This is a genomic window from Flavobacterium sp. CS20 (assembly GCF_018080005.1).
Classification (GTDB): Bacteria; Bacteroidota; Bacteroidia; order Flavobacteriales; family Flavobacteriaceae; genus Psychroflexus.
This window is the reverse complement of the sequence record NZ_CP073015.1, coordinates 2,553,102-2,574,757: the sequence shown is the minus strand read 5'-3', so window position 1 is coordinate 2,574,757 and position 21,656 is coordinate 2,553,102. Positions and strand designations below refer to the sequence as shown.

The window sequence follows — 21,656 nt, the reverse complement described above, 5'->3', positions numbered from 1 at the left end:
TTTAGTAAAATTGAAGTCTCAAATTTTGCCTTATATGAAAACCCTCAAGATTTTTAGTATTTGTTTTATTATTTTCTCAAACGTTTTAGCTCAAGATAAACCTATTACGCTCGAAGAAATCTGGTCTGGTGCTTTTTCTCAAGAACGCTTACAATCGCTTCAATCCTTAAATAGCGGACAGTCGTACATCGTTCAAGATTACAACCGTGCAAAAGGAGAAATGCACGTAGATATTTTTGACTATAAATCGGGTAAAAAAACAGGTGAACTTCTCAATAGCAACAAAATAGATGGATTGAATTATTTCCAAACCTTTAGCTTGAGCAATGATGAAACCAAAGCCATTTTAGGACTTCAAATCGAATCGATTTATAGACACTCGGTCAAAGGTCAATATTATGTTTTTGATATTGAAAATAAAAAATTAACTCAAATCGATAACGATAAAATACAAGAACCACATTTTTCGCCAAACAATACTCAAGTGGCTTTTGTAAAAAACAACAATTTATTTATAAAAAATTTAAACAAAAATTCTACTACACAAGTTACCGATGACGGTGAAAAAAACAAAATCATCAATGGTCTTACCGATTGGGTTTACGAAGAAGAATTTGCCTTTGTCAAAGCCTTTGAATGGAGCTCTGACGGGCAATACCTTGCCTATTTAAAATTTGACGAATCTGAAGTTCCAGAATTTTCCATGGACATTTATGGCACTTATGGCAACAACTTATATCCACAACAAGAAGTGTTTAAATATCCCAAAGCTGGCGAAAACAATGCAAAAGTGTCATTGTGGATTTACGATATTGACAAACAACAATCTACTGAAATTGATTTAGGCAATTATCACTACATCCCAAGATTAAAATGGAGTCAAAAAAACCATTTACTATCGGTTCAAACCACCAATAGACATCAAAATGAACTGAAATTACATCTCGTCAACACCGATGATTTTTCAGTAAAAACCATTCTCACCGCAACTGACAAAGCTTATGTGGCAGTTGATGACGATTTAACCTTTCTCGAAGACAACTCATTTATTTGGACCAGTGAGCAAGATGGCTGGAACCACATTTACCACTACTCAGAAAGTGGTCAACTCATCAACCAAGTAACCAACGGCAATTGGGAAGTGACCAATTACTATGGATACAATTCCAATACAAAACGTATTTATTATCAAAGCACAGAAACAGGTAGCGTTAACCGAGCGGTATATAGCATAAAAATCAACGGAAAATCAAAAAAAGCATTAGCTGATGACTATGGAACTAATTCTGCCGACTTTAGTGCCGATTTTAGTTATTTTATTAATACGTTTAGCAGTGTAGAAACTCCACGACGGTTTACACTTCACGATGCAAAAAATGGTAAATTACTTAGAAAAATCAAAGACAATCAGTCACTTTTAAATAAATTAGACGCTTATAATCTATCCAAAAAAGAACTCAGCACTATTGAAATTAATGGCAATGAGCTCAATATGTGGATGATTAAACCTAAAGATTTTGACCCTTCAAAAACCTATCCGTTGTTGATGTATCAATATTCTGGACCTGGCTCACAATCGGTGTCCAATAGTTTTTTTGGCACTAATGATTACTGGTATCAAATGCTTGCCGAAAAAGGTTATATCATAGCTTGCGTTGATGGTCGTGGCACAGGGTTTAAAGGTCGAGATTTTAAAAAAGTAACCCAACTTCAACTCGGCAAATACGAACTCGAAGACCAAGTCGTCGCCGCTATAAAATTAGGACAAAAACCTTATATCGACGCCGATAGAATTGGGATTTGGGGATGGAGTTTTGGTGGCTTTATGTCGTCAAACGCTATCTTTCAAGCCAATGATGTTTTTAGTTTTGCTATAGCCGTCGCACCAGTAACCAGCTGGCGATTTTACGACACCATTTATACCGAACGCTATATGACAACACCACAAGAAAACGCGTCGGGTTACGATGATAATTCGCCCATTACACATGTTGGTGAATTTGAAAAAGGCGATTATCTTCTCGTCCATGGAAGTGCTGATGATAATGTGCATGTACAAAATACCATGCAACTGATTGAAGCTTTAGTCCAAGCCAATAAATCTTTCGATTGGCGGATTTATCCCGATAAAAACCACGGCATTTATGGTGGCAACACCAGATTGCATTTATATAATTTGATGACGGATTTTATTTTGAAAAAACTTTAAATTAAAAAATGGAAGTCAAATTTCAAACCAAAGCCGAAAGCAAGCGTCAACAGCAGGAAGATTTTTTAAAACTTTCTGGAGGAGAACGCTTTTTAAAATTCTTGGAATTATCAAGACGGATTAACAAGCTGTTTCCACCAAAGAATCAATTGAGTTTTGAGGAGCGATATAAAGGCAATTTTCTTTTAATTCATAAGGATATACAAAATGATGAAATGGGGTGAAAACATTGAAAAATTTATTAAACTAGCCAATAAACACCGAGTAAAGATGATCATGATTGGCGGTGGAGCAGTAAACTTTCACGGCTATCAAAGACATTCAGCAGATGTTGATTTTTGGATAGACGTCACTCAAGCTAATATGGATAATTTAAAAGATGTTTTTAATGAAATGGGATATAAAATTGAACAATTCCCAGAAGAAGTGATAGCTAAAATGCAAAATATTTCTATAAAATTTTCACCTTATGATTTAGATTTAGAATTAATCACAAAGTTTTCTATCAATAAAACATTTGATGAAGCTTATCTTGAAAGCGAAGAAGAAAATATTAAAGGTGAAGAATTATTAAGATGGAAAGTTTTAAGTTTTGAAGACTTGATCACTAGCAAGATTAAATCATCGCGACCTAAGGATCTTTTAGATATTCAACAGTTAAAATTAAAAAACAACAACAATAAAAAATAAACATGACAACAAAACCAGCACATCAAAAAGAACTTTTTAGCCATCCAGCAGGGCTTTATATTTTGTTTTTTACAGAACTTTGGGAACGGTTTTCATATTATGGTATGCGTGCCATTCTTACGCTTTACATGCTTGCCAAAGTCAGTGATGAAAATCCAGGCTTAGGTTGGGATGAAGGTAAAGCACTTGCTCTTTATGGTTGGTACACTATGCTGGTATATGTGGCTTCTATCCCTGGCGGAATTATCGCTGATAAAATTCTAGGTCAACGCAAGTCTGTAATGATTGGTGGTTGGCTTCTTGTCGCTGGTCATGGTGTATTATCTATTGAACAAGATTGGGCGTTTTATACAGGTTTATTGTTAATCATATTAGGTGTAGGAATGCTTAAACCTAATATTTCAACTATGGTTGGCGGTCTATACAAAGAAGGGGATCCCAGACGCGATAAAGGCTTTTCAATATTTTATATCGGTATAAATTTTGGTGCAAGAATAGCCAGTATAGTTGTCGGTTGGGTTGTCGCTGAATATGGCTGGCATTACGGTTTTGGTCTTGCCGCTATAGGTATGATTCTTGGGCAGTTGGTTTATGTTTACGGAACGCGGTTTTTAACCCATGTCGGTAACAAACCAACAAAAGCCACAGCAAGCGAACACGATGTATCGCTTAATCAAATTTTCAGCCAAATGTTTAGCACTAAAAACACACTGATTGCTATTGTTATTTTAGTCGCAATATCTGTATTTGTGCCTCTTAATTTTATGAAAACCGAAGTTTCTGCTTATGTTATATTCTTCTTGTTTTTAACTTTGGTCGTTGGTTTTATGATGACTATTTATCAAGATTTAGAATCCAAAATACAAAAGGACAGATATATCGTTCTTTTACTATCATTTTTGATAGTTATTGTCTTTTGGGGTGCGTTTGAACAAGCTGGCGGATTGCTCAATATTTATGCTCAACAAAAAACGGATAGAACCATCGGTGGTTGGGAAATTCCAGCTGCATTTTTTCAATCTTTGAACCCCACATATATTATCATCTTTGGTTTACCTGTTGCTATTTTTTGGCAGTGGATTAAAAACAAAGGCAAAGAAGCCTCATCCATTTTTAAAATGGCTGTTGGTGTAATTATTATGGGACTTGGATTTGTGTTTATGGTCTTTGCAACTAAACAGTATGCCGCTGAAGGCTCTTCGGCCATTTATTGGTTGTTTTTTGCATATTTACTCCATACCATTGGTGAATTATCTGCCTCACTAGTGGCTCTGTCTTTTATTACCAAATTATCCCCAATCAAATACGGCTCTTTGATGATGGGTGTATATTTTGTAGCAACTGGTCTCGGAAATAAGGTCGCTGGAATTATCGGAGAATCTTCTCAGGCAGAACCGATACAAATTGAATTATCTGCTACTGCTGAACAAGTTAAACCCCTTTTGACTAAAAATGAAAAAGATGACATTTTTTCTAAAAACAAAGCTTTTACCATTGAAGACCAAGCCTATATCAGTAATGGAAATTTTGTATTTGAAGATGATAAAATTTCAAATGTTTTCAAATTTGAAAAAGCTAAATACCGAGAAGAATTTATCAGCCGTTTAAATAAATATAAAGCTACCTCAAGCCAACCTTTAAAAGTGCTTCTCAACTTTGATTACAAAAATGGCAAATACGTTGGTCAATTAGTGGTTGACCAATTTCAAACTGACCTTGAGTTTAGAACTTTTGCAGGGATAACCATATTCTGTGTTATTTTTGGAATCTTAGTCATCTTGCTTTTAAAACCGCTCAAGCGTCTGACACACGGTGCTGAAGATAAAGAAATAGAAGGCTTAGAGCAAGAAGGTTTTGAACTTACTGATGATGAAGTTAAATAAAACCAAATAGAATTATGACACCAACTACCAACCGACCGGAATTTTTTGATTCAAAAGTTTTAGGGCATCCCGCAGGTCTTTTTGTTTTATTTTTTACCGAAATGTGGGAACGCTTTTCTTTTTATGGAATGCGTGTGCTTTTGGTCAACTTTTTAACTATGGCTGTTATCAGTTATAACCCTGGATGGGAATGGGTGCCAGAAAACGCTACTGCACTTTTTGGAACCTATGCTATGTTGCTTTACATCACACCAATTCTTGGCGGAATCATTGCTGATAAACTTACGGGCTACAATTGGGCTGTGGTGATTGGCTCTATTTTGATGACGGCAGGTCACGCCAGTATGGCTGTCGAAACTGAAACTTCACTTTATCTCGGTCTAGGATTGATTATAACTGGCACAGGATTTTTTAAACCTAACATCACATCTATCATTTCAGAAATGTATAAGTTTTTGCCAGAAAAAAAAGACGGAGCTTACACCATTTTTTATATGGGTGTAAACGCTGGAGCATTTTTTGGAATGCTACTTTGTGGCTATTTGGCAGAAAAATTAGGTTGGGCTTATGGCTTTGGCTTGGCTGGTGTTTTTATGCTTTTAGGAACGCTTCAATTCTGGTTGGCGAAACCACTTTTTGGAAACATAGGCGACATCCCTAAAAATAGAGATGCAGAAATAATAGAAGTCAAACAAGAAGAATTATCACAAGACGAAAAAGATCAAATTAAACCCAATCCATTTACGACTTTAGATAAAATTTTAATAGCCTTATCTGCCATTATTGGTTTGAGCTATGCCATTAACGACCCTTTATCTAAAATAGCTGATTTTGATATGTTTGCTTGGGCAGAAACATCAAGCTGGTCAGGACAATATGTTGTCGTGCTGATTGGCTTAGGTTTGTTTTTATTTTTAGTGATCAGTAGGATTTTACGATACGCAGGTGTGGTTCGTGATCGGATGATTGCTTTTATCATTTTTGCGTTTTTCACGGTGTTTTTTTGGATGTCTTTTGAACAAGGTGCTTCATCCTTAATTATTTTTGCCAGAGACTTTGTGGACAGAACTCTCAGTGGCGATGCGGCTATTGCTTATAATGTCATTAATACAGCTTTAACAATTATACCGCTTATTATTATTACCTACGTTTTGTATATGCTGTCAAAACGTTCTTTTTCTAAAATTCCTGGCTCCAATATTGTTTTGGCGATTACTTTTATCGGAATATGGGGTTTAACGCTATGGATGCTCAATAGAGATTGGAATACCAATGCTTATGAAGTCTCTTATCAAGCGGTTGAAAAACAAGTTGTAGAAGACGGCAAACCTAAGCTGAATGATGAAGGCAAACCTATTTATGAATATATTCCAATTTCCGAAAATTATCAAGTCCAATCTGATGATAAAATTGTAGAAAAAACCGTGCGTCTCGCAGAAACCCATGAGTTGAAAGTTGGTCAAGAAATTCCTATGATTACCAAAGACAATGTGAATTCCACTTTTGGTTATCTTACGCCAGAAAAACTGAAAGACACAAGACTTAAAGCCAAACAACTCAATACCGATAATAAAGTGATACAAGCAGAAGTTGTAGAAGTTTTAGACAATGAGATTGAAATTCCTGTGTCTTGGTTCAGTATTTTGAACTCGTTTTTTATCATTGCTTTTGCGTCATTTTTCTCCAAATGGTTTGACAGCAAATACAATCCATCTGCTACTATGAAATACGGACTTGGTTTGATTGTTATAGCTGTTGGTTTTGGTGTTTTAGCTTGGGGTTCATATGGCATTCAAGAAGGCATGAAAGTAGGTATGGTTTGGTTGGTTTTAGCTTATTTGTTTCACACCTTAGGCGAGCTTTGCTCTTCTCCAATTGGCTTGTCTTATGTCAGTAAATTAGTGCCAGCACGCATGATTGCTTTGATGTTTGGAATGTGGTATTTGGCCATTGCTATTGGTAATAAACTGGCAGAGTCTTTGGCGGTGAAATCGAAAACATCACCGAAGAATATTCACTATCAACCTTCTTTTTGATTTTCACTGTTGTTCCAACACTTGCTGGACTATTAGTAATGTCACTTGGAAAAGTGGTCAATAAATTAATGCATGGGGTGAAGTAAAATATCACACGATTTGAGTTTTAATGATAATACAATCAAAAGCAAAAAAATACGTTATAACTCTAAAATATTTTATGTTTAAATCTATAATCTTTAGCATTTTTATGATGCTAAGCTTCGGATTATCCGCTCAACAAATTGAATGGATGAGCATGAATGAAGCTTTAAAGCAACAAGAAAATAGACCTAAAAAAATCATGCTGTTTGTCTATGCCGAATGGTGTAAAAATTGCCATAAAATGAATAAAAAAACTTTTGTCAATAAGGATTTGGCAAAATACGTCAACGACCATTTTTACGCAGTAAATTTTAATGGAGAAGGTACAGAAAAGGTAAATTACAAGGGCTTTGAATATACCAACCCCAATTATGACCCGAGTCGAAAAGGTCGAAATTATCAGCATTTCTTTGCAGATGCACTCAAAGTTACGGCTTATCCAACTATCGTGTTTTTTGATGAAAACGGCGAAGTCATTTCACCTGTTATGGGTTACAAATCTGCCGAAGATCTCGAAATTTATTTAAAAATGGTAGCGACTGATGATTATAAATCTGTTACCACCGCCAAAGCCTGGCAGGACTATCAAAAAGATTTTAAACCGCAATTTGATACAAATTAAAGTCAACAAACTGTTTCTTATGAAATACCGAATATTGTTTTAAATGTCTCCCATACGTGCGAAATACTCAAGCTACACATTGGTATTGGTCTTTCTTCTTTTTTTTAACTACACTATGCATTCAAATATTGTATTAATCTCTAATATATAGAGTTTTACATCAATTTATAAACTTCAAATCAAATAACCCAACTCAACGTGAGTTCGATTTATTGAAATCTGTAAATCAGATGATTACATCTTTTTATGAGCAAATTTTGTCATTTCGAACGAAGAATGAGGAGACATCTCATCCTGCTGAGATGTCTCATCGCTCATGCTTCGCTCTATCGACATGACAAATGATTAAATATCAGTATTTTATTGAAATTTATATCGAACTTACGTTAACTTAATAAATATTTTGATACTTTAGTAATTACCTCTTGTGGTTCTATACTTCGCATCACGTTTTGATAGCCCTCGATTTTTTTATTACCATAAATTGAAGTTGGTAATAATGGAAACTGAGTTCTGTCGGGTAGTATTTGTTCATTTTGTGTTTGACCTATAGGTGCAAACCCTGCATAAGGATGTGTTTGACCCCAAATGGTAAAAACCTTTACGCCAAACATAGCGGCAAGGTGAGCGTTTCCGCTGTCCATTGAGAGCATAGCATCAAGGTTGGAAATTAAGCAAAGCTCGGTTTTGAAATTGTATCGCCCAGCTATAGAATATACATTGTTGTAGGGTTTTGCCCATTGTTGTAAACGAGATGTTTCTAATTTACCACCGCCAAACAAATAAATATTTAAAGATGTATTTTGAGCCAAGTTTTTAATGACTTCTTCCATCAAATCTGAAGGATAGACTTTTCCGTTATGTGCTGCAAAAGGAGCAATACCGAGTTGTTTTTTTGATGGATTAAAGTTTAAATCTTCTCTTATTGAAGCGTCTAAATCTTGTTGTTTTAAAAGCTTTAAATGGTTGATATCAATGTTGTAACCAAGTTTTTTATAAACATCAGCATAACGTTCTACTGAGGTTTTGAGAGGTTTATATATTTTTCGTTTTGGTCTGACTAAGGCTTTTTTTTCTGCTCGTCCTTTGTTGATTTTCTTAATTTTAAGTCCTTGAAAAAATAAAAATAAGTCTAATATTTTAGAACGTAAAACATCATGTAAATCTGCGACTTCTGATAAGTTGAGCGATTTTAATTCTCGGCTTAACCTGTAAAGTCCGTTCAAGCCTTTGTGCTTGGTTTTTACTTCGGCACAAACCACATTGACACGTGGTATAAAATCAAATAAAACTTTGAACTGCGGTTTGGTAAGCACCGTAAGTTTTAAATCTTTATGTGTTTTGAGTAGAGTATTAATCACAGGAACAGTCATTGCAACATCTCCCATGGCAGAAAGTCTGATGGTAAGGATATGCTTGCTGTGACTGGACATTTATTTGCGGTTTCTCAAAACAGGATTCATCTCATCGTCGTTATACATTTTCATCTGTTTATAGACTTTCATGTATTTATCTCCGTTAGCAATATCTTCGAGCAATTGGTCGATAGCTGTAGATAAGTCTCGGCGTTGTTCAAGTAAAACATCGAGTTTGTCTTGGCTTTTTTGACGATAATCCATACTGGCGTCTTGACGCTCGGCTTCTTCACGCATGTGGTAGATTTTTAAAGATAGAATAGACAAGCGGTCAATGCCCCAAGCTGGACTTTCGGTGTTGATTTTAGCATTATCTTTAACTTTAACGGATTTGTATTTTTCAAGAAAATAGCTATCAATGTATTCCACGGTATCGGTTCGGTCTTGATTTGATGCGTCGATTTTTCTTTTGATGACTAAAGCGTCTTTGGGTGTGATTTCAGGATCGCGAATGATGTCTTCGTAATGCCACTGTACAGTATCTATCCAACATTTTCTATAAAGCAAGTGAGACAACAAATCTTTGTCCGCATCATAAGGGTTTTGAAAATCTTGATCAACATCGTCTTTGATGTGATATTTTTGAATTACTGCTTTGAATATTGAGTTGGCTTTTTCTGAAATCATAAACATTATTTTTGACAAAGATAATATTAACTGTGCAAATGGTATTTCTTCAACCTTTAAATTGAAATATGTTGTTGTGATATGGCTTAGGGATTGAGGCATTGTTGGAGTCCCCGCATTGAGCGGGACGACTGCCGAAAGCCCGCCGATGCGACTTTGGAGCAACGGAAGCCCCAAATGATAGTTATATTTTACTTGAGAATGACTTTGGCTGTGACTTCGTCTTTGGTTAAAACGACTTCTTTTTTATCAGTTTGTTCATCGCTTCCCACAGTGTTCACTTGTTTATGATCAGTTTCACTTAAGAGTGGTGCCATAACTAAACCGATGAGGCAAGTGAGTTTGATGAGGATGTTCATTGATGTACCTGAAGTATCTTTGAATGGATCCCCAACCGTATCGCCAAGAACCGCGGCTTTGTGAGCGTCGCTACCTTTGTAAGTCATTTTTCCGTCGATTTCTACACCGGCTTCAAAAGATTTTTTAGCATTGTCCCAAGCACCACCAGCATTGTTTTGGAAAATAGCCCACATCACACCTGATACACAAACGCCAGCCATATAGCCTCCGAGCGGTTCAGCACCGAACAGAAAACCGATGATGATTGGCGAAATGATGGTTAATAAGCCTGGCAAGACCATTTCTTTTAAGGTCGCTTTGGTTGAAATATCAACACACTTGGCATATTCTGGCTTGGCTTTACCTTCCATAATGCCTGGAATTTCTTTAAATTGACGTCGAACTTCTTTTACCATTTCCATAGCAGCTTTACCAACCGATTTCATAGCGAGAGCAGAAAACACAACAGGTACCATTCCACCGACAAACAGCATGGCAAGGACATCGGCTTTAAAAATATTGATACCGTCAATACCTGTAAAAGTGACATAAGTCGCAAATAAAGCTAAGGCTGTTAAAGCAAGAGATGCAATGGCAAAACCTTTTCCTACGGCGACTGTTGTATTTCCCACAGAGTCTAAAATATCTGTGCGTTCACGAACGATATCATCAAGTTCGCTCATTTCGGCAACCCCACCAGCATTATCGGCAATAGGACCGAAAGCATCAATAGCTAGTTGCATAGCGGTTGTGTCCATCATAGCTGAAGCGGCAAGTGCCACACCGTAGAATCCTGCAAGTGCATAAGAACCGTAAATAGTCACTGCAAAAAGCAAAACAGACCAAAAGGTAGATTTCATTCCAACGGCTAAACCTGCAATGATATTGGTTGCAAGACCTGTTGATGAATTTTTGACAATATCTAAAACGGGTTTTTTACCCAAGCTTGTGTAGTGTGCCGTAACAAAAGAAATTAAAGCACCAACGGCTAAACCAATCATACAAGCATAAAACACATGTCGAGATGGTATTGCTTTTGAGCCTTCGCCAAAGAAATTCATATCGATGGTCTCTGGCAACATCCATTGGATCAAGAACCAACTGGCAACTAATGTCAATCCGATAGCAAACCAGTTACCAATATCGAGAGAGCGTTGCACTTGCTTCTCACGCGCATCATTACTGCTAATTCTGACAAAGAATGTTCCTATAATAGAAGCCAAAACACCAACACCCGCAATAACGAGGGGCAATAAAATCAGGCCCATATTATTAAACAAATCTGTAAACTGCGTGACAGAAGACATGTCTTTGATCACATAATTTCCGAGAACCATAGCCGCAAGAACTGTAGCCACATAACTTCCAAAAAGGTCAGCACCCATACCGGCAACGTCACCGACGTTATCGCCAACATTATCTGCAATGGTCGCTGGGTTACGCGGATCATCTTCAGGAATACCTGCTTCAACTTTACCGACTAAATCAGCACCAACATCGGCGACTTTGGTATAAATACCACCACCAACTCTTGCAAATAGAGCGATAGACTCTGCTCCAAGTGAGAAACCTGCTAAGGTTTCTAATACAATCGTCATTTGTGTATAAAAATCACCGCTTTCGGACATAAATTGACCTAAGAAAAATGAAAAAATCAAACTTAAACCTAACACGGCTAATCCCGCTACACCAAGTCCCATAACTGTTCCTCCTGAAAAGGAAACTTTTAAGGCTTTGGGCAAACTGGTTTTGGCGACTTCTGCAGTTCGGGCGTTAGCGTCAGTTGCAATACGCATTCCAATATTTCCTGCGAGTGCAGAAAAAATAGCTCCAATAATAAAAGCAGGAACAATCATCCAGCTTGTTGTTTCTACGTTTAAAGAAATGACATACAGGGCAATTCCCGCTATAACTACAAAACCTGCAAGTAAGCGATATTCGGCATTGAGAAAAGCCAAAGCACCTTCTTTGATACTTTTTGACAGGTCTTGCATACGATCACTGCCAGGATTTTGTTTTTTGACCCAAAACATTTTAATGAGCATAAAAATAAGCCCGACTAGGGCTAAGATAATAGGAATGTATATCACGTTAGATTCCATAAGGTTTTAATTTTTTAAAATTTGCTAAAAATACTTAATCTTTATAACTTTCTTTTTTCTAAATCTTTATAGTAACGTTCTTCGCATAGTTTTACAATTTGTATGGCTTTATTGACATCGCCCCAACCACCTACATCAACTTTCTTTTTTTCTAAATCTTTATAGACTTGAAAGAAGTGTTCTATTTCTTGAATAAGATGCGGATTGAGTTCTTTAAGGTCGTTGACTTTTGAAGAAATAGGATCGCTCACTGGCACGCAAATAATTTTTTCGTCAGGTACTTTTTCGTCCGTCATGTGAAAGACACCAATGGGTTTAACTTCCATAACGCAGCCAGGAAACGTAGGTTCAGTAACCAAAACCAAAACATCTAAAGGGTCGCCGTCTAAAGCTAAAGTTTGAGGCACAAAACCGTAATCGGCTGGATACATCATCGAAGAAAATATCATGCGATCGTAACGGATTTTTTTGAGTTTGAAGTCGTATTCGTATTTATTACGACTGCCTTTGGGAATTTCTATAAGAACATCAAATGTCATTTTGTATAGGTTTTTAAAAAGATTGCAAAGTTAATAAACTCGTTGATATAATTGAAAGAGGTTGTTTTTTAATTTTTTAGAAGCCACGAATGCACTAATGACTCTTTTTATTATACCACGAATGCACTAATGTTTTATGAACATAATTGTATTTGATGTTTTGCCACGAATGCACTAATGACTCTTTTTATTATACCACGAACGCATTAATGGCTTTCTTTTTTTTGCCACGAATGCACTAATGTTTTATGAACATAATTGTATTTGATGTTTTGCCACGAATGCACTAATGACTCTTTTTATTATACCACGAACGCATTAATGGCTTTCTTTTTTTGCCACGAATGCACTAATGTTTTATGAACATAATTGTATTTGATGTTTTGCCACGAATGCACTAATGACTCTTTTTATTATACCACGAACGCATTAATGGCTTTCTTTTTTTTGCCACGAATGCACTAATGATTTTGTATTGAAAGGCTTTAGTGTGAATATAAAAAACTGCAGCCCAAATAAATTTGAACTGCAGTTGCTAGGACTAGTAAAAGCGGTGCTAGAGTCTTTTAATTACTTACCTACTTCAACATCTCAAAGGGCAATTAAAACAGTACTAACACTACTTTAATTTGTTGTAAAACTACAACCCATATCAATACATTTTATTTAATTTGCCTTAACAAGACACTAAACGTCCTGTTATGAGTAAATATTTAAAAAGATTACACGACATTCAAACTTGGCTTAGGGTTGAATCATATAGTTATAAACACTTTAAAAACAAACAAGTTGAATATGAATGGAGTTTTAATTTTTGAACTTAAATCTCAAACTATATTTTTAAAATATTTAGTATACCAATTTATTCTAAATTCATCAATTGATTTACCTTTGTTCTGTTTTAAGTTAATCCATTCTTTGTATGGTTTAGAATTTGGTATCCCTCTTCTAAGAGAGGAGAAGTTGAGTATAACATTACAGTTCTAATCTTTTTACCATTAATTTTAATATATTCTTTATTTCCATTTTGAATAATATCTCTACCTTTTCTAATGCTCAAATTATAGTTTAATTTATACCACTTTTTAAATAATGCATAAGCACTTTTACCCTCAGAAAAACTGGTAAAAAAAATTGTTTCAATATTTCCTTGCTCCAGCCAATCCTTTAAAGATTGATTATATTGTTGGTTGAAGTCTTTAATCACAATATCTTGGTCTGTACTAAACTTATTATCAGTAACTGTATATTGTAACATATCTGTAATGCCAATCTGCTTTTTGTTAAGCCAACTCTGTATGCGATTAATATTTGGCACACCATTTTCAAAAAACAAAGATTGAGCATATGTTTTTTCTAATATATCCCAAAATTGGTTCATATTACCATAAAAAAATGGCATACATCCTCTATATGGCATTGGCGGGTGTGTACTAATAATTAAATGTTTATGGTTTTTAGTAATTGGATATTTCTGAATCCAAGGATGCTCTTTAAAATTACGTACCATTATCAATTATTTTTGAATTTTGATTACAAACTTAACATCAAAATCAATACATTTTATTTAATTTGCCGCAACAAGACACTAAACGTCCTAACATGAGTAAATATTTAAAAAGATTACACGACATTCAAACTTGGCTTAGGGCTGAGCCTCTTGGGATTAGTGATATTCTAAAGCGTTTAGAAAATCAGGATTTGGAGGTTTCCAGGCGACAACTCAACAGAGACTTGAGTGCTATTCAGTCTATGCTGGAGGATAAAGAAAGGCTAACGCATTTTTTTAAAGCGGGTCAAAAATATTTTTATATCCATATTGCAACTCCATTTAAATCTGAAAGGATTGCAATAGAAACCACGGAAATTTACCACACCAATTTCTACAACCAAATCCTTACTGATGAAATCCAGTTTAATTTAGAGTTGATACAAACTGCCATTAAAGAACAAAAAAGGCTGAAAATAAAATTGATAAAAAAAACGGCTTGATTGATCAACCAAGCCGTTTTAGAAATTACACGATTAAAACAATTATTGTTTTGCCCAAAGGCTTTTTTGATAAGTATCTAATTTTTGATTCAAAATCAGGTTGTTATGACTCTGAGATGCATTGGCATCAAGTTTAATTTGGTCGCCACCTGGAGTATAAACCATATAGAAACCGTCTTTAAAACTCGCTAATTTAATCAGTTTATTGCCGTCTTTGGCATTCCAAGTTTTGTTTTCTGGGGTATAAACCATTTCAACAATCTTACCTTGCTTCTCGCCTTCTAAAACTTCAATTTTAAATTGATTTTTTTGAGCCGTCATTTTAACTTTTTGTCCGTCCACATTGGCGATTTGGGTTTCAGTTTCACCTTCAGCCATAGCTATAGGATTACTACCTGTCCAAAATTCTAAGACATTAAAAATCAAGGCATCTCCTAAAAAGAAAAGCCCATAAACAGGCACAATATTTAAGCCCCAAAAAATTGCATTATTAACAAATTTTGAATTTGAGACTTGCATATTCCAATCTTTTAGATTGTTAAAAGCATTGAATGAGCCCAAACAACTTGATGACAACAATGATAATGATAAAGTACCAGCAATAATTAAATTACGTTTCATGATTAAATGGTTTTAAGGTTATGTTTTCAAATATAACTATTTTTCTATAACATTATTATCTCTATTAACATCTGCCATTTTTTGACTGGGATCAATTTCTATGGATTTTATGGCATATTGTCCAATTGGAATTTCTAAATTGTAAGTTGGGTAAGCCCATGCCCAATCATCGGCGGTATTTTTAAAGTTAGGTTTTTCCCAACGCATTATACGCAAAGGAATGTAATACATTTCGGTTTCACCCGTGTCGTAAGTGACTTCAACTTCAATAGGCATTGGTGTCAACCCAATTCGCTCTATAGTAACAATGGTTGCGTTGTCTGCAACTTCAATATTTTTTATGGCATAATCAACGGTGTTAGTTGTCATCGTCCAATCATGCAAATACCAACTTAATTCTGCACCAGATACTTTTTCGGCTATTCTAATAAAATCATTTGGTGTTGGATGTTTAAATTTCCACTCGTCATAATATCTTTTGAGGGTTTGTTTAAGATTTTTTTCTCCTATGATATACCCAAGTTGATTTAAAAACACTGCACCTTTGGAATAAGCCGAAAGTCCGTAAGCGACATTGAAGGCATAGCGATCGGCATGAGTTGTTTGTGGTTGCTCAATTCCAGAATTTGCCAATTGAAAATAACCTTGATATGCACCAGCAAATGGATGGTCTTTTCCTTGGTTCATAATCTCGTTTTCAGCTAAAGTTGAAATATAGGTCGTAAAACCTTCATCCATCCATTCATTTTGAGATCTGTTTGTTGCCAATACGTGTTGAAACCATGAATGTGCCATCTCATGTGCTGTAACACCAACTAAACTTTCAAAAGACCGCTCACCAAGAATTAATGTACACATGGCATATTCCATACCGCCGTCACCTCCTTGTATAATAGAATACTGGTCATATGGATATGGGCCGATATTTTCGTTATAATAGGTAAATAATTCTTCCGCTTTGGGTTGAAATTTTTTCCAATTGTTTTTGATTTCATCATCATCTTGATACAAAAAATGAAGAACCGTACCATCAGAAGTCGTCAATTTATCATGAATGTAGTCAGTGTCTGCTACCCATGTAAAATCGTGAACTTTTGGTGCCACAAAATGCCAAGTAAGGGTTTTGCCTTTGTGTTTTACTTTTACACCTTTGTCTTCATAACCATAACCGATTTTGTTGGGGTTTTGAAGATATCCTGAACCGCCGAGAATATAGTTTTTATCGATAGTTATTTTTACATCAAAATTGCCCCAAACGCCGTGAAACTCTCTTGCTATATAGGGATCGGCATGCCAACCTTCAAAATCATATTCTGCTATTTTTGGATACCATTGCGTCATAGAATAGGCAATGCCTTCTTTGTTGTCGCGACCTGATCGTCTGATTTGCAACGGAACTTGAGCGTCAAATTGCATATTAAATGTTGTGCTTTGACCTGGTAAAATAGGCTGGTCAAGTTGAACTTCTAATATTGTGCCTTCAACTTTGTAATCTAATGGTTTACCGTTTTGTTTTAAACTATTGACATTGATATAACCGATTTCATCATCCTTTAATTTAGAAATTCTATCGCCTACTCTTTTGTCTGGATCTTTGATAGTTCTTGACCGCACATCCATTTCACTTCCAGGTTGAAAGGCGTTGAAATACAAGTGATAAAACACCTTTTGAAGCGTATCCGGAGAGTTGTTAGTATAAATCAATTCTTGCTTGCCTTGATATTGATGTGTTTTGACATCCATATCAATTTCCATAGTATAATCAACATGTTGTTGCCAATACGAATTGGTATTTTGGGCTAAGGTTATATTTATCGTTGCTAAAAATGATATTAATATTAAATTTTTCATTGAAATAATTTTTGTTAAATATTAAAAAACCCTAATATTTAAGTATCAGGGTTTAGAAAATTTTATCATCTTAGTTTTAAATTTAAGACTTATTCATTTTGCTAGCTAAAATGATAGCGTTGTAAAGGTTAACCATATTACCTGTTTCAGAAATTTCAGCAAAAGGTTTAACTTTACTTGAATCACCGCTTAAAATCACTTCTGTATTTGGAGATAAACCACTATCTAAAATCACCGATTTAACTTGCGTAGCAGTCAATTTTGGAAATAAAGAGCGGATAACTGCTGCAACACCAGCAACATTAGGTGATGCCATTGATGTTCCAGATAAAAATTTATACTCATTGTTTGGCACTGTGGCATAAATTTCTGCACCTGGTGCAAATACATCAACGCTACCTTGACCGTAATTAGAAAAACTTGCAATCATATTTGAGCCATATTCAGAAGTCATTGCACCAACATTGACAAAGTTATTGGCTATTTCTTGAGATTGTCCAGGCCATTCATCATTCGGATAAACGCGATTTTTATCTAAATCTAAACCTTCATTGCCCGCAAGATTAACAATCAATACATCATTGTCAGCAGCGTATTTTATAGCATCAACGACCCAATCAGGATGTGTAGAATAATACTTTCCAAAACTGGTATTGATAATTTTTGCACCATTATCAACCGCATAACGAATACCTAGAGCAATATCTTTGTCATATTCATCACCATCGGGGACAGCTCTGATTGGCATAATGCTTACTTTTTCAGCAACGCCTTTCATTCCAAGACCATTGTTTCTGACCGCACCTATAATTCCTGCAACGTGTGTGCCGTGAAGAACATCTTCTTTTTTAGGATCTGGTCCCATTACTTGGTTATTACCATAATATTTGGTGGACATATCATCTGGGTTATCGCCAAGTTTTTCTGCTCTAAAGTCTTTGTCTAAATTGAAGTGAGTGTCCATTCTACCTTTAAAATAATCTACTCCACCTTGAATTTGCTTTTTGGCTTCTTCTACATCATCGCCAACATTATTCAAAACAAAGAGCATAAATTGCTTGCTTTGCTGAAGACTTTCGGTTTCGGCTTTCATCGCAGCAACCTCTTCTTTGGTAAATTTTTCTTTACCTAAGGCTTTACTTACAGTAGCATTAGACGCATTGAGTTGTTGCAAAAGACCTTGATAACGAGCAACATTGGCTTGTGCCTGTTGGACTTCTTTTTCATATTCGGCTTTTGCTTTTTTGTAGAGTTCAAACTCATCTTTTTGAGCAGCTGGGATTTGGTCAGCCGTTTTGCCTTCAAATTGGTCTCGATGTGCTTTAATAATTCTGGTCATTTCTAGATTTTCACCGACAACATCACCGAGAAAATTCCAACCGTGAATGTCATCTACATAACCGTTTTTGTCATCATCTACATTATTGCCTGCCACTTCGTCTTTATTTGTCCAAATTACTGGGCTTAAATCTTCGTGCTCTATATCTATCCCGCTATCAAGAACAGCTACAATCACATTTTTTCCTTCGTAATTTTTGATCAATTCGATGTAGGCTTTTTCAACACTCATGCCAGGGATAGTATCATTGACCAAGTCTAAATGTGCCCAAGATTTCTTTTGGTCTTCAGTTAGCTCTGTGGTTTTCCGTGGTTGTGTATCTATATTTTCAATTGGGGTTGAAACAATTTTAGGGCCTGTTGACCCACAGCTTATTAATAGCAAAGTGCTAATAGCTAAACTTGATACTGAGGTAATGTGTTTAAGTGTCATGGTTTAATTTTTAATTAAATAATTCGTTAAAAGTTAAGGATTGATCATGTCTCACACCTTTTTCGGTATGTTTAAGATTAATAATTTCATTGTGTGCATCGTGTTCTAAAAATAGATAATAATTTTCATCAGCAACTTCGTTTAAAAAAACTTTTTTTTCTTTTAAAGTCAACAAGGGTCTTGTATCATATCCCATAACATAAGGCAAAGGCACGTGACCTGCTGTTGGTAATAAATCGGTCGCAAATACTAAGGTTTTGTTTTGATGCTTGATTATAGGAATCATTTGTTTGTCGGTGTGTCCGTCAACAAACAAAACTTCAAAATTCAATTCCTTATAAAATTCTCTTTGATGTTGACGCTCTAAAAAACAAAGCTGACCTGACTCCTGCATAGGCAACAAATTTTCTTTTAAAAAAGAAGCTTTCTCTCTATCGTTGGGGTTTGTTGCCCAATCCCAATGTTCTTGATTGGTCCAAAATTTAGCATTTTTAAAAGCGGGTTCATAACCGGTTCGGTCTTTATTCCACTGAATACTTCCTCCGCAATGGTCAAAATGTAGATGCGTCATAAAAACATCAGTAATGTCATCACGATGAAATCCGTATTGTTTTAGGGATTTATCTATGTTGTCATCACCCCAACGATGATAGTAGCTAAAAAACTTTTCGCTTTGTTTATTGCCTAATCCGGTATCGATAATAATGAGCTTGTCGCCATCTTCAATAAGTAAACTCGTCGCGGCAATATCAATCATATTATTATTATCGGCAGGATTGGTTTTTGACCAAAGCGTTTTTGGTACGACACCAAACATAGCACCACCGTCTAATTTAAAATTTCCTGTTTCTATAGAATATAATTTCATACTTAAATTTTAAAGGACTTGCAAGATAATAAATCTCTCTTAACTTATTTTGTTTGTCATTGAATTATGCTATTTTTAACCACATAATAAAATCTATGTTAGAATTAGCATCAATCATAATATTTGGAATAATAGCACAATGGGTGGCTTGGCGTTTTAAGATTCCAGCCATTTTACCTTTAATATTAATTGGTTTAGCGGTTGGTCCTTTAGCTACTTTATATACTGAAGATGGTTCAAAATTTATTGAACCTGTTTGGAATGGAGAAAAAGGGCTTTTTCCTGGTGAAAGTTTATATTATTTTGTGTCTTTAGCCATTGGCATCATTTTATTTGAAGGTGGATTAACGCTGAAACGCGGTGAGATTTTAAATGTGAGCAATGTCATTGTTAAGTTAATTAGCGTTGCTGTGATTATTACCTTTGTAGGTGCTGGTGTTGCCGCCCATTTTATCTTTGGTTTGTCTTGGAAAATTTCTTTGTTGTTTTCTGCTTTGATTATTGTTACAGGACCAACGGTTATTACTCCTATTCTCAGAAATATTCCGCTAAAAAGAGACGTCGCGACCATTTTAAAATGGGAAGGCATTCTTATTGATCCTATTGGAGCTTTGTTTGCCGTCTTGGTTTTTGAGTTTATCAATGCTGGTGCTGGTGCCGAATATTCATCAAAAGCCTTAATAGGTTTTGGCAAAGTGGTTTTATTTGGATTTAGCTTTGGATTCACCTTTGCTCATGGTCTATCTTATTTGATTAAGAAAAAAATTATACCGCATTATTTGCTCAATGTGGTTACCTTAGCTACTGTTTTAGGCGTTTTTGTTTTAGCAGATATTTTTGCACAAGAAAGCGGACTACTCGCCGTAGTTGTTATGGGTGTAATTATGGGAAATATTAATCTACCTAATCTAAAAGATTTATTATATTTTAAAGAATCCTTAAGTGTTTTACTCATAAGCATTCTTTTTATATTGTTAGCGGCTAACATCAACTACGAAGATTTATTATTAGTTTACAATCATAAATCGCTATATTTATTTATAACTATCGTGTTCGTAATCAGACCGTTGGGTGTTTTTCTGAGTAGCATTGATTCAAATTTAAAGCTAAACGAAAAAATATTTATCAGTTGGGTTGGTCCACGCGGTATAGTTGCTGCAGGTATAGCCTCGCTTTTTGGGATAAAATTGGTCAACAAAGGTGTAGAAGGTGCCGAATATATCACCCCATTAGTCTTCTTAATTGTCTTGGGAACTGTACTATTAAACGCCACAACAGCAAGACCTTTCGCAAAATTGGTTGGTGTTTTTCTTAAAAATTCAAGTGGTATTTTAATTATAGGATCATCTTCTTTTTCGCGTATCATAGCTAAATATCTTAAAGAAAATAACCGTCATGTAGTAGTAGTTGATAACAACCAAAACAATATAGATGAAGCCAAAAAAATGGGGTTGGAAGCCTTTGAAGCAGATATTTTTTCAGATGACCTTCAAGACAACCTTGAATTAAGCGATATGGGTTATCTTATGGCACTGACTGGCAACTCTTCTATCAACAAAAAAGCTATAGAAAATTTCAAAAAGAATTTGGTGAAAATGGCACATTTAGAGTTATATCGCCAGAAGAAATGAACGACCCAGAAAACAACCCAAAAGATGGTTTGTTTTCACAAACAGACGATTATATCAAATTGGTTAACCTTTCAAGACGTTACCCAAAAATTCACGAAACCGATATTAATTCACAAGAACATTATAATGGTTTGATTGAAATGACCAAAGCTGATCCTGATGTAATCCCGATTTTTATTAAAACCAAAGATGATGTTTTAGAAATTATTCCTTCAAGCAGTGATGAAGTTGAGATTGATAATAACTCTAAGTTAGTGTATATGGGTAAAGAGATTGAATCGGTAAAATCTAAAAAAATTACCCAAGAAAATTCTGCTAAAAAAGAAGACCAAATTTCTAAAGAAAGTGTTGAAGAATAAATTTAAGAAAGAATTTT

The 21,656-nt window shown here is 35.2% G+C and carries 15 protein-coding genes and 2 pseudogenes; 8 read left to right on the top strand and 9 right to left on the bottom strand.

All coding sequences use genetic code 11. The features are described from left to right. The first annotated feature begins 34 nt into the window (after window positions 1-34). From IGB25_RS12230 to IGB25_RS12205, 6 genes and pseudogenes are all read left to right on the top strand, one after another. Window positions 35-2,209 (top strand): S9 family peptidase, encoded by a 2,175-nt coding sequence (locus IGB25_RS12230; RefSeq protein WP_247653757.1) that lies wholly within the window; start codon window positions 35-37, stop codon window positions 2,207-2,209. Window positions 2,210-2,217: 8 nt separating this feature from the next. Beyond that, complete coding sequence (locus tag IGB25_RS12225) at window positions 2,218-2,433, top strand: hypothetical protein (protein ID WP_211065240.1); 216 nt, start codon at window positions 2,218-2,220, stop codon at window positions 2,431-2,433. Continuing rightward, window positions 2,420-2,899 (top strand): nucleotidyl transferase AbiEii/AbiGii toxin family protein, encoded by a 480-nt coding sequence (locus IGB25_RS12220; RefSeq protein ID WP_247653513.1) that lies wholly within the window; start codon window positions 2,420-2,422, stop codon window positions 2,897-2,899. The genes IGB25_RS12225 and IGB25_RS12220 overlap by 14 nt, the downstream gene beginning before the upstream one ends. A 2-nt stretch (window positions 2,900-2,901) precedes the next feature. Continuing rightward, on the top strand, window positions 2,902-4,782 hold the full coding sequence (locus IGB25_RS12215) for a peptide MFS transporter (RefSeq protein WP_247653512.1): 1,881 nt from the start codon (window positions 2,902-2,904) through the stop codon (window positions 4,780-4,782). Window positions 4,783-4,796: 14 nt separating this feature from the next. Continuing rightward, window positions 4,797-6,904 (top strand): annotated as a pseudogene (locus IGB25_RS12210) (peptide MFS transporter). A 74-nt stretch (window positions 6,905-6,978) separates the two neighbouring features. Continuing rightward, window positions 6,979-7,524: a thioredoxin fold domain-containing protein gene (locus IGB25_RS12205; protein ID WP_211065238.1), complete on the top strand. Its 546-nt coding sequence runs from the start codon at window positions 6,979-6,981 to the stop codon at window positions 7,522-7,524. Window positions 7,525-7,910: 386 nt separating this feature from the next. Here the strand turns inward: IGB25_RS12205 and IGB25_RS12200 are convergent, their stop codons facing one another. The 5 genes from IGB25_RS12200 to IGB25_RS12180 all read right to left on the bottom strand — a co-directional run bounded on the left by IGB25_RS12200 (window position 7,911) and on the right by IGB25_RS12180 (window position 14,056). Then, the gene (locus IGB25_RS12200; protein WP_211065237.1) at window positions 7,911-8,957 is read right to left on the bottom strand and encodes a glycosyltransferase family 9 protein; all 1,047 of its coding nucleotides are present in this window, start codon (window positions 8,955-8,957) and stop codon (window positions 7,911-7,913) included. After that, window positions 8,958-9,566 (bottom strand): DUF4254 domain-containing protein, encoded by a 609-nt coding sequence (locus IGB25_RS12195; protein ID WP_211065236.1) that lies wholly within the window; start codon window positions 9,564-9,566, stop codon window positions 8,958-8,960. It lies immediately after the preceding gene. A gap of 191 nt (window positions 9,567-9,757) precedes the next feature. Next, window positions 9,758-12,007 (bottom strand): sodium-translocating pyrophosphatase, encoded by a 2,250-nt coding sequence (locus IGB25_RS12190; RefSeq protein WP_211065235.1) that lies wholly within the window; start codon window positions 12,005-12,007, stop codon window positions 9,758-9,760. 41 nt (window positions 12,008-12,048) lie between these two features. Beyond that, complete coding sequence (locus IGB25_RS12185) at window positions 12,049-12,546, bottom strand: inorganic diphosphatase (protein ID WP_211065234.1); 498 nt, start codon at window positions 12,544-12,546, stop codon at window positions 12,049-12,051. A gap of 901 nt (window positions 12,547-13,447) precedes the next feature. After that, window positions 13,448-14,056 (bottom strand): hypothetical protein, encoded by a 609-nt coding sequence (locus IGB25_RS12180; protein WP_211065233.1) that lies wholly within the window; start codon window positions 14,054-14,056, stop codon window positions 13,448-13,450. A gap of 92 nt (window positions 14,057-14,148) precedes the next feature. On the opposite strand from IGB25_RS12180, the gene IGB25_RS12175 reads away from it, so the two are divergent. Next, window positions 14,149-14,538, top strand: a complete 390-nt coding sequence (locus IGB25_RS12175) for a hypothetical protein (protein WP_211065232.1) — start codon at window positions 14,149-14,151, stop codon at window positions 14,536-14,538. 42 nt (window positions 14,539-14,580) lie between these two features. Here the strand turns inward: IGB25_RS12175 and IGB25_RS12170 are convergent, their stop codons facing one another. The 4 genes from IGB25_RS12170 to IGB25_RS12155 all read right to left on the bottom strand — a co-directional run bounded on the left by IGB25_RS12170 (window position 14,581) and on the right by IGB25_RS12155 (window position 19,649). Then, a complete protein-coding gene (locus IGB25_RS12170) occupies window positions 14,581-15,159 on the bottom strand; it encodes a DUF3332 domain-containing protein (RefSeq protein WP_211065231.1) in 579 nt (192 codons plus the stop codon). A gap of 36 nt (window positions 15,160-15,195) precedes the next feature. Beyond that, window positions 15,196-17,010: a M1 family metallopeptidase gene (locus IGB25_RS12165; RefSeq protein ID WP_211065230.1), complete on the bottom strand. Its 1,815-nt coding sequence runs from the start codon at window positions 17,008-17,010 to the stop codon at window positions 15,196-15,198. Between the two features lie 82 nt (window positions 17,011-17,092). Beyond that, on the bottom strand, window positions 17,093-18,781 hold the full coding sequence (locus tag IGB25_RS12160; protein ID WP_211065229.1) for a S8 family serine peptidase: 1,689 nt from the start codon (window positions 18,779-18,781) through the stop codon (window positions 17,093-17,095). Window positions 18,782-18,791: 10 nt separating this feature from the next. Next, window positions 18,792-19,649 (bottom strand): MBL fold metallo-hydrolase, encoded by an 858-nt coding sequence (locus IGB25_RS12155; RefSeq protein ID WP_211065228.1) that lies wholly within the window; start codon window positions 19,647-19,649, stop codon window positions 18,792-18,794. A 95-nt stretch (window positions 19,650-19,744) separates the two neighbouring features. Between IGB25_RS12155 and IGB25_RS12150 the strand changes: the two are divergent. Further along, window positions 19,745-21,639: pseudogene (locus IGB25_RS12150) on the top strand (cation:proton antiporter). The last annotated feature ends 17 nt before the right edge of the window (window positions 21,640-21,656 follow it).

Bases quoted from the DNA above. Each gene is read 5' to 3' on its own strand.
- IGB25_RS12165 (WP_211065230.1), bottom strand. From the start codon at position 17,010: ATGAAAAATTTAATATTAATATCATTTTTAGCAACGATAAATATAACC.
- IGB25_RS12230 (WP_247653757.1), top strand. From the start codon at position 35: ATGAAAACCCTCAAGATTTTTAGTATTTGTTTTATTATTTTCTCAAAC.
- IGB25_RS12155 (WP_211065228.1), bottom strand. From the start codon at position 19,649: ATGAAATTATATTCTATAGAAACAGGAAATTTTAAATTAGACGGTGGT.
- IGB25_RS12195 (WP_211065236.1), bottom strand. From the start codon at position 9,566: ATGATTTCAGAAAAAGCCAACTCAATATTCAAAGCAGTAATTCAAAAA.
- IGB25_RS12185 (WP_211065234.1), bottom strand. From the start codon at position 12,546: ATGACATTTGATGTTCTTATAGAAATTCCCAAAGGCAGTCGTAATAAA.
- IGB25_RS12175 (WP_211065232.1), top strand. From the start codon at position 14,149: ATGAGTAAATATTTAAAAAGATTACACGACATTCAAACTTGGCTTAGG.
- IGB25_RS12170 (WP_211065231.1), bottom strand. From the start codon at position 15,159: ATGAAACGTAATTTAATTATTGCTGGTACTTTATCATTATCATTGTTG.
- IGB25_RS12205 (WP_211065238.1), top strand. From the start codon at position 6,979: ATGTTTAAATCTATAATCTTTAGCATTTTTATGATGCTAAGCTTCGGA.
- IGB25_RS12160 (WP_211065229.1), bottom strand. From the start codon at position 18,781: ATGACACTTAAACACATTACCTCAGTATCAAGTTTAGCTATTAGCACT.
- IGB25_RS12215 (WP_247653512.1), top strand. From the start codon at position 2,902: ATGACAACAAAACCAGCACATCAAAAAGAACTTTTTAGCCATCCAGCA.
- IGB25_RS12190 (WP_211065235.1), bottom strand. From the start codon at position 12,007: ATGGAATCTAACGTGATATACATTCCTATTATCTTAGCCCTAGTCGGG.
- IGB25_RS12180 (WP_211065233.1), bottom strand. From the start codon at position 14,056: ATGGTACGTAATTTTAAAGAGCATCCTTGGATTCAGAAATATCCAATT.
- IGB25_RS12225 (WP_211065240.1), top strand. From the start codon at position 2,218: ATGGAAGTCAAATTTCAAACCAAAGCCGAAAGCAAGCGTCAACAGCAG.
- IGB25_RS12200 (WP_211065237.1), bottom strand. From the start codon at position 8,957: ATGTCCAGTCACAGCAAGCATATCCTTACCATCAGACTTTCTGCCATG.
- IGB25_RS12220 (WP_247653513.1), top strand. From the start codon at position 2,420: ATGAAATGGGGTGAAAACATTGAAAAATTTATTAAACTAGCCAATAAA.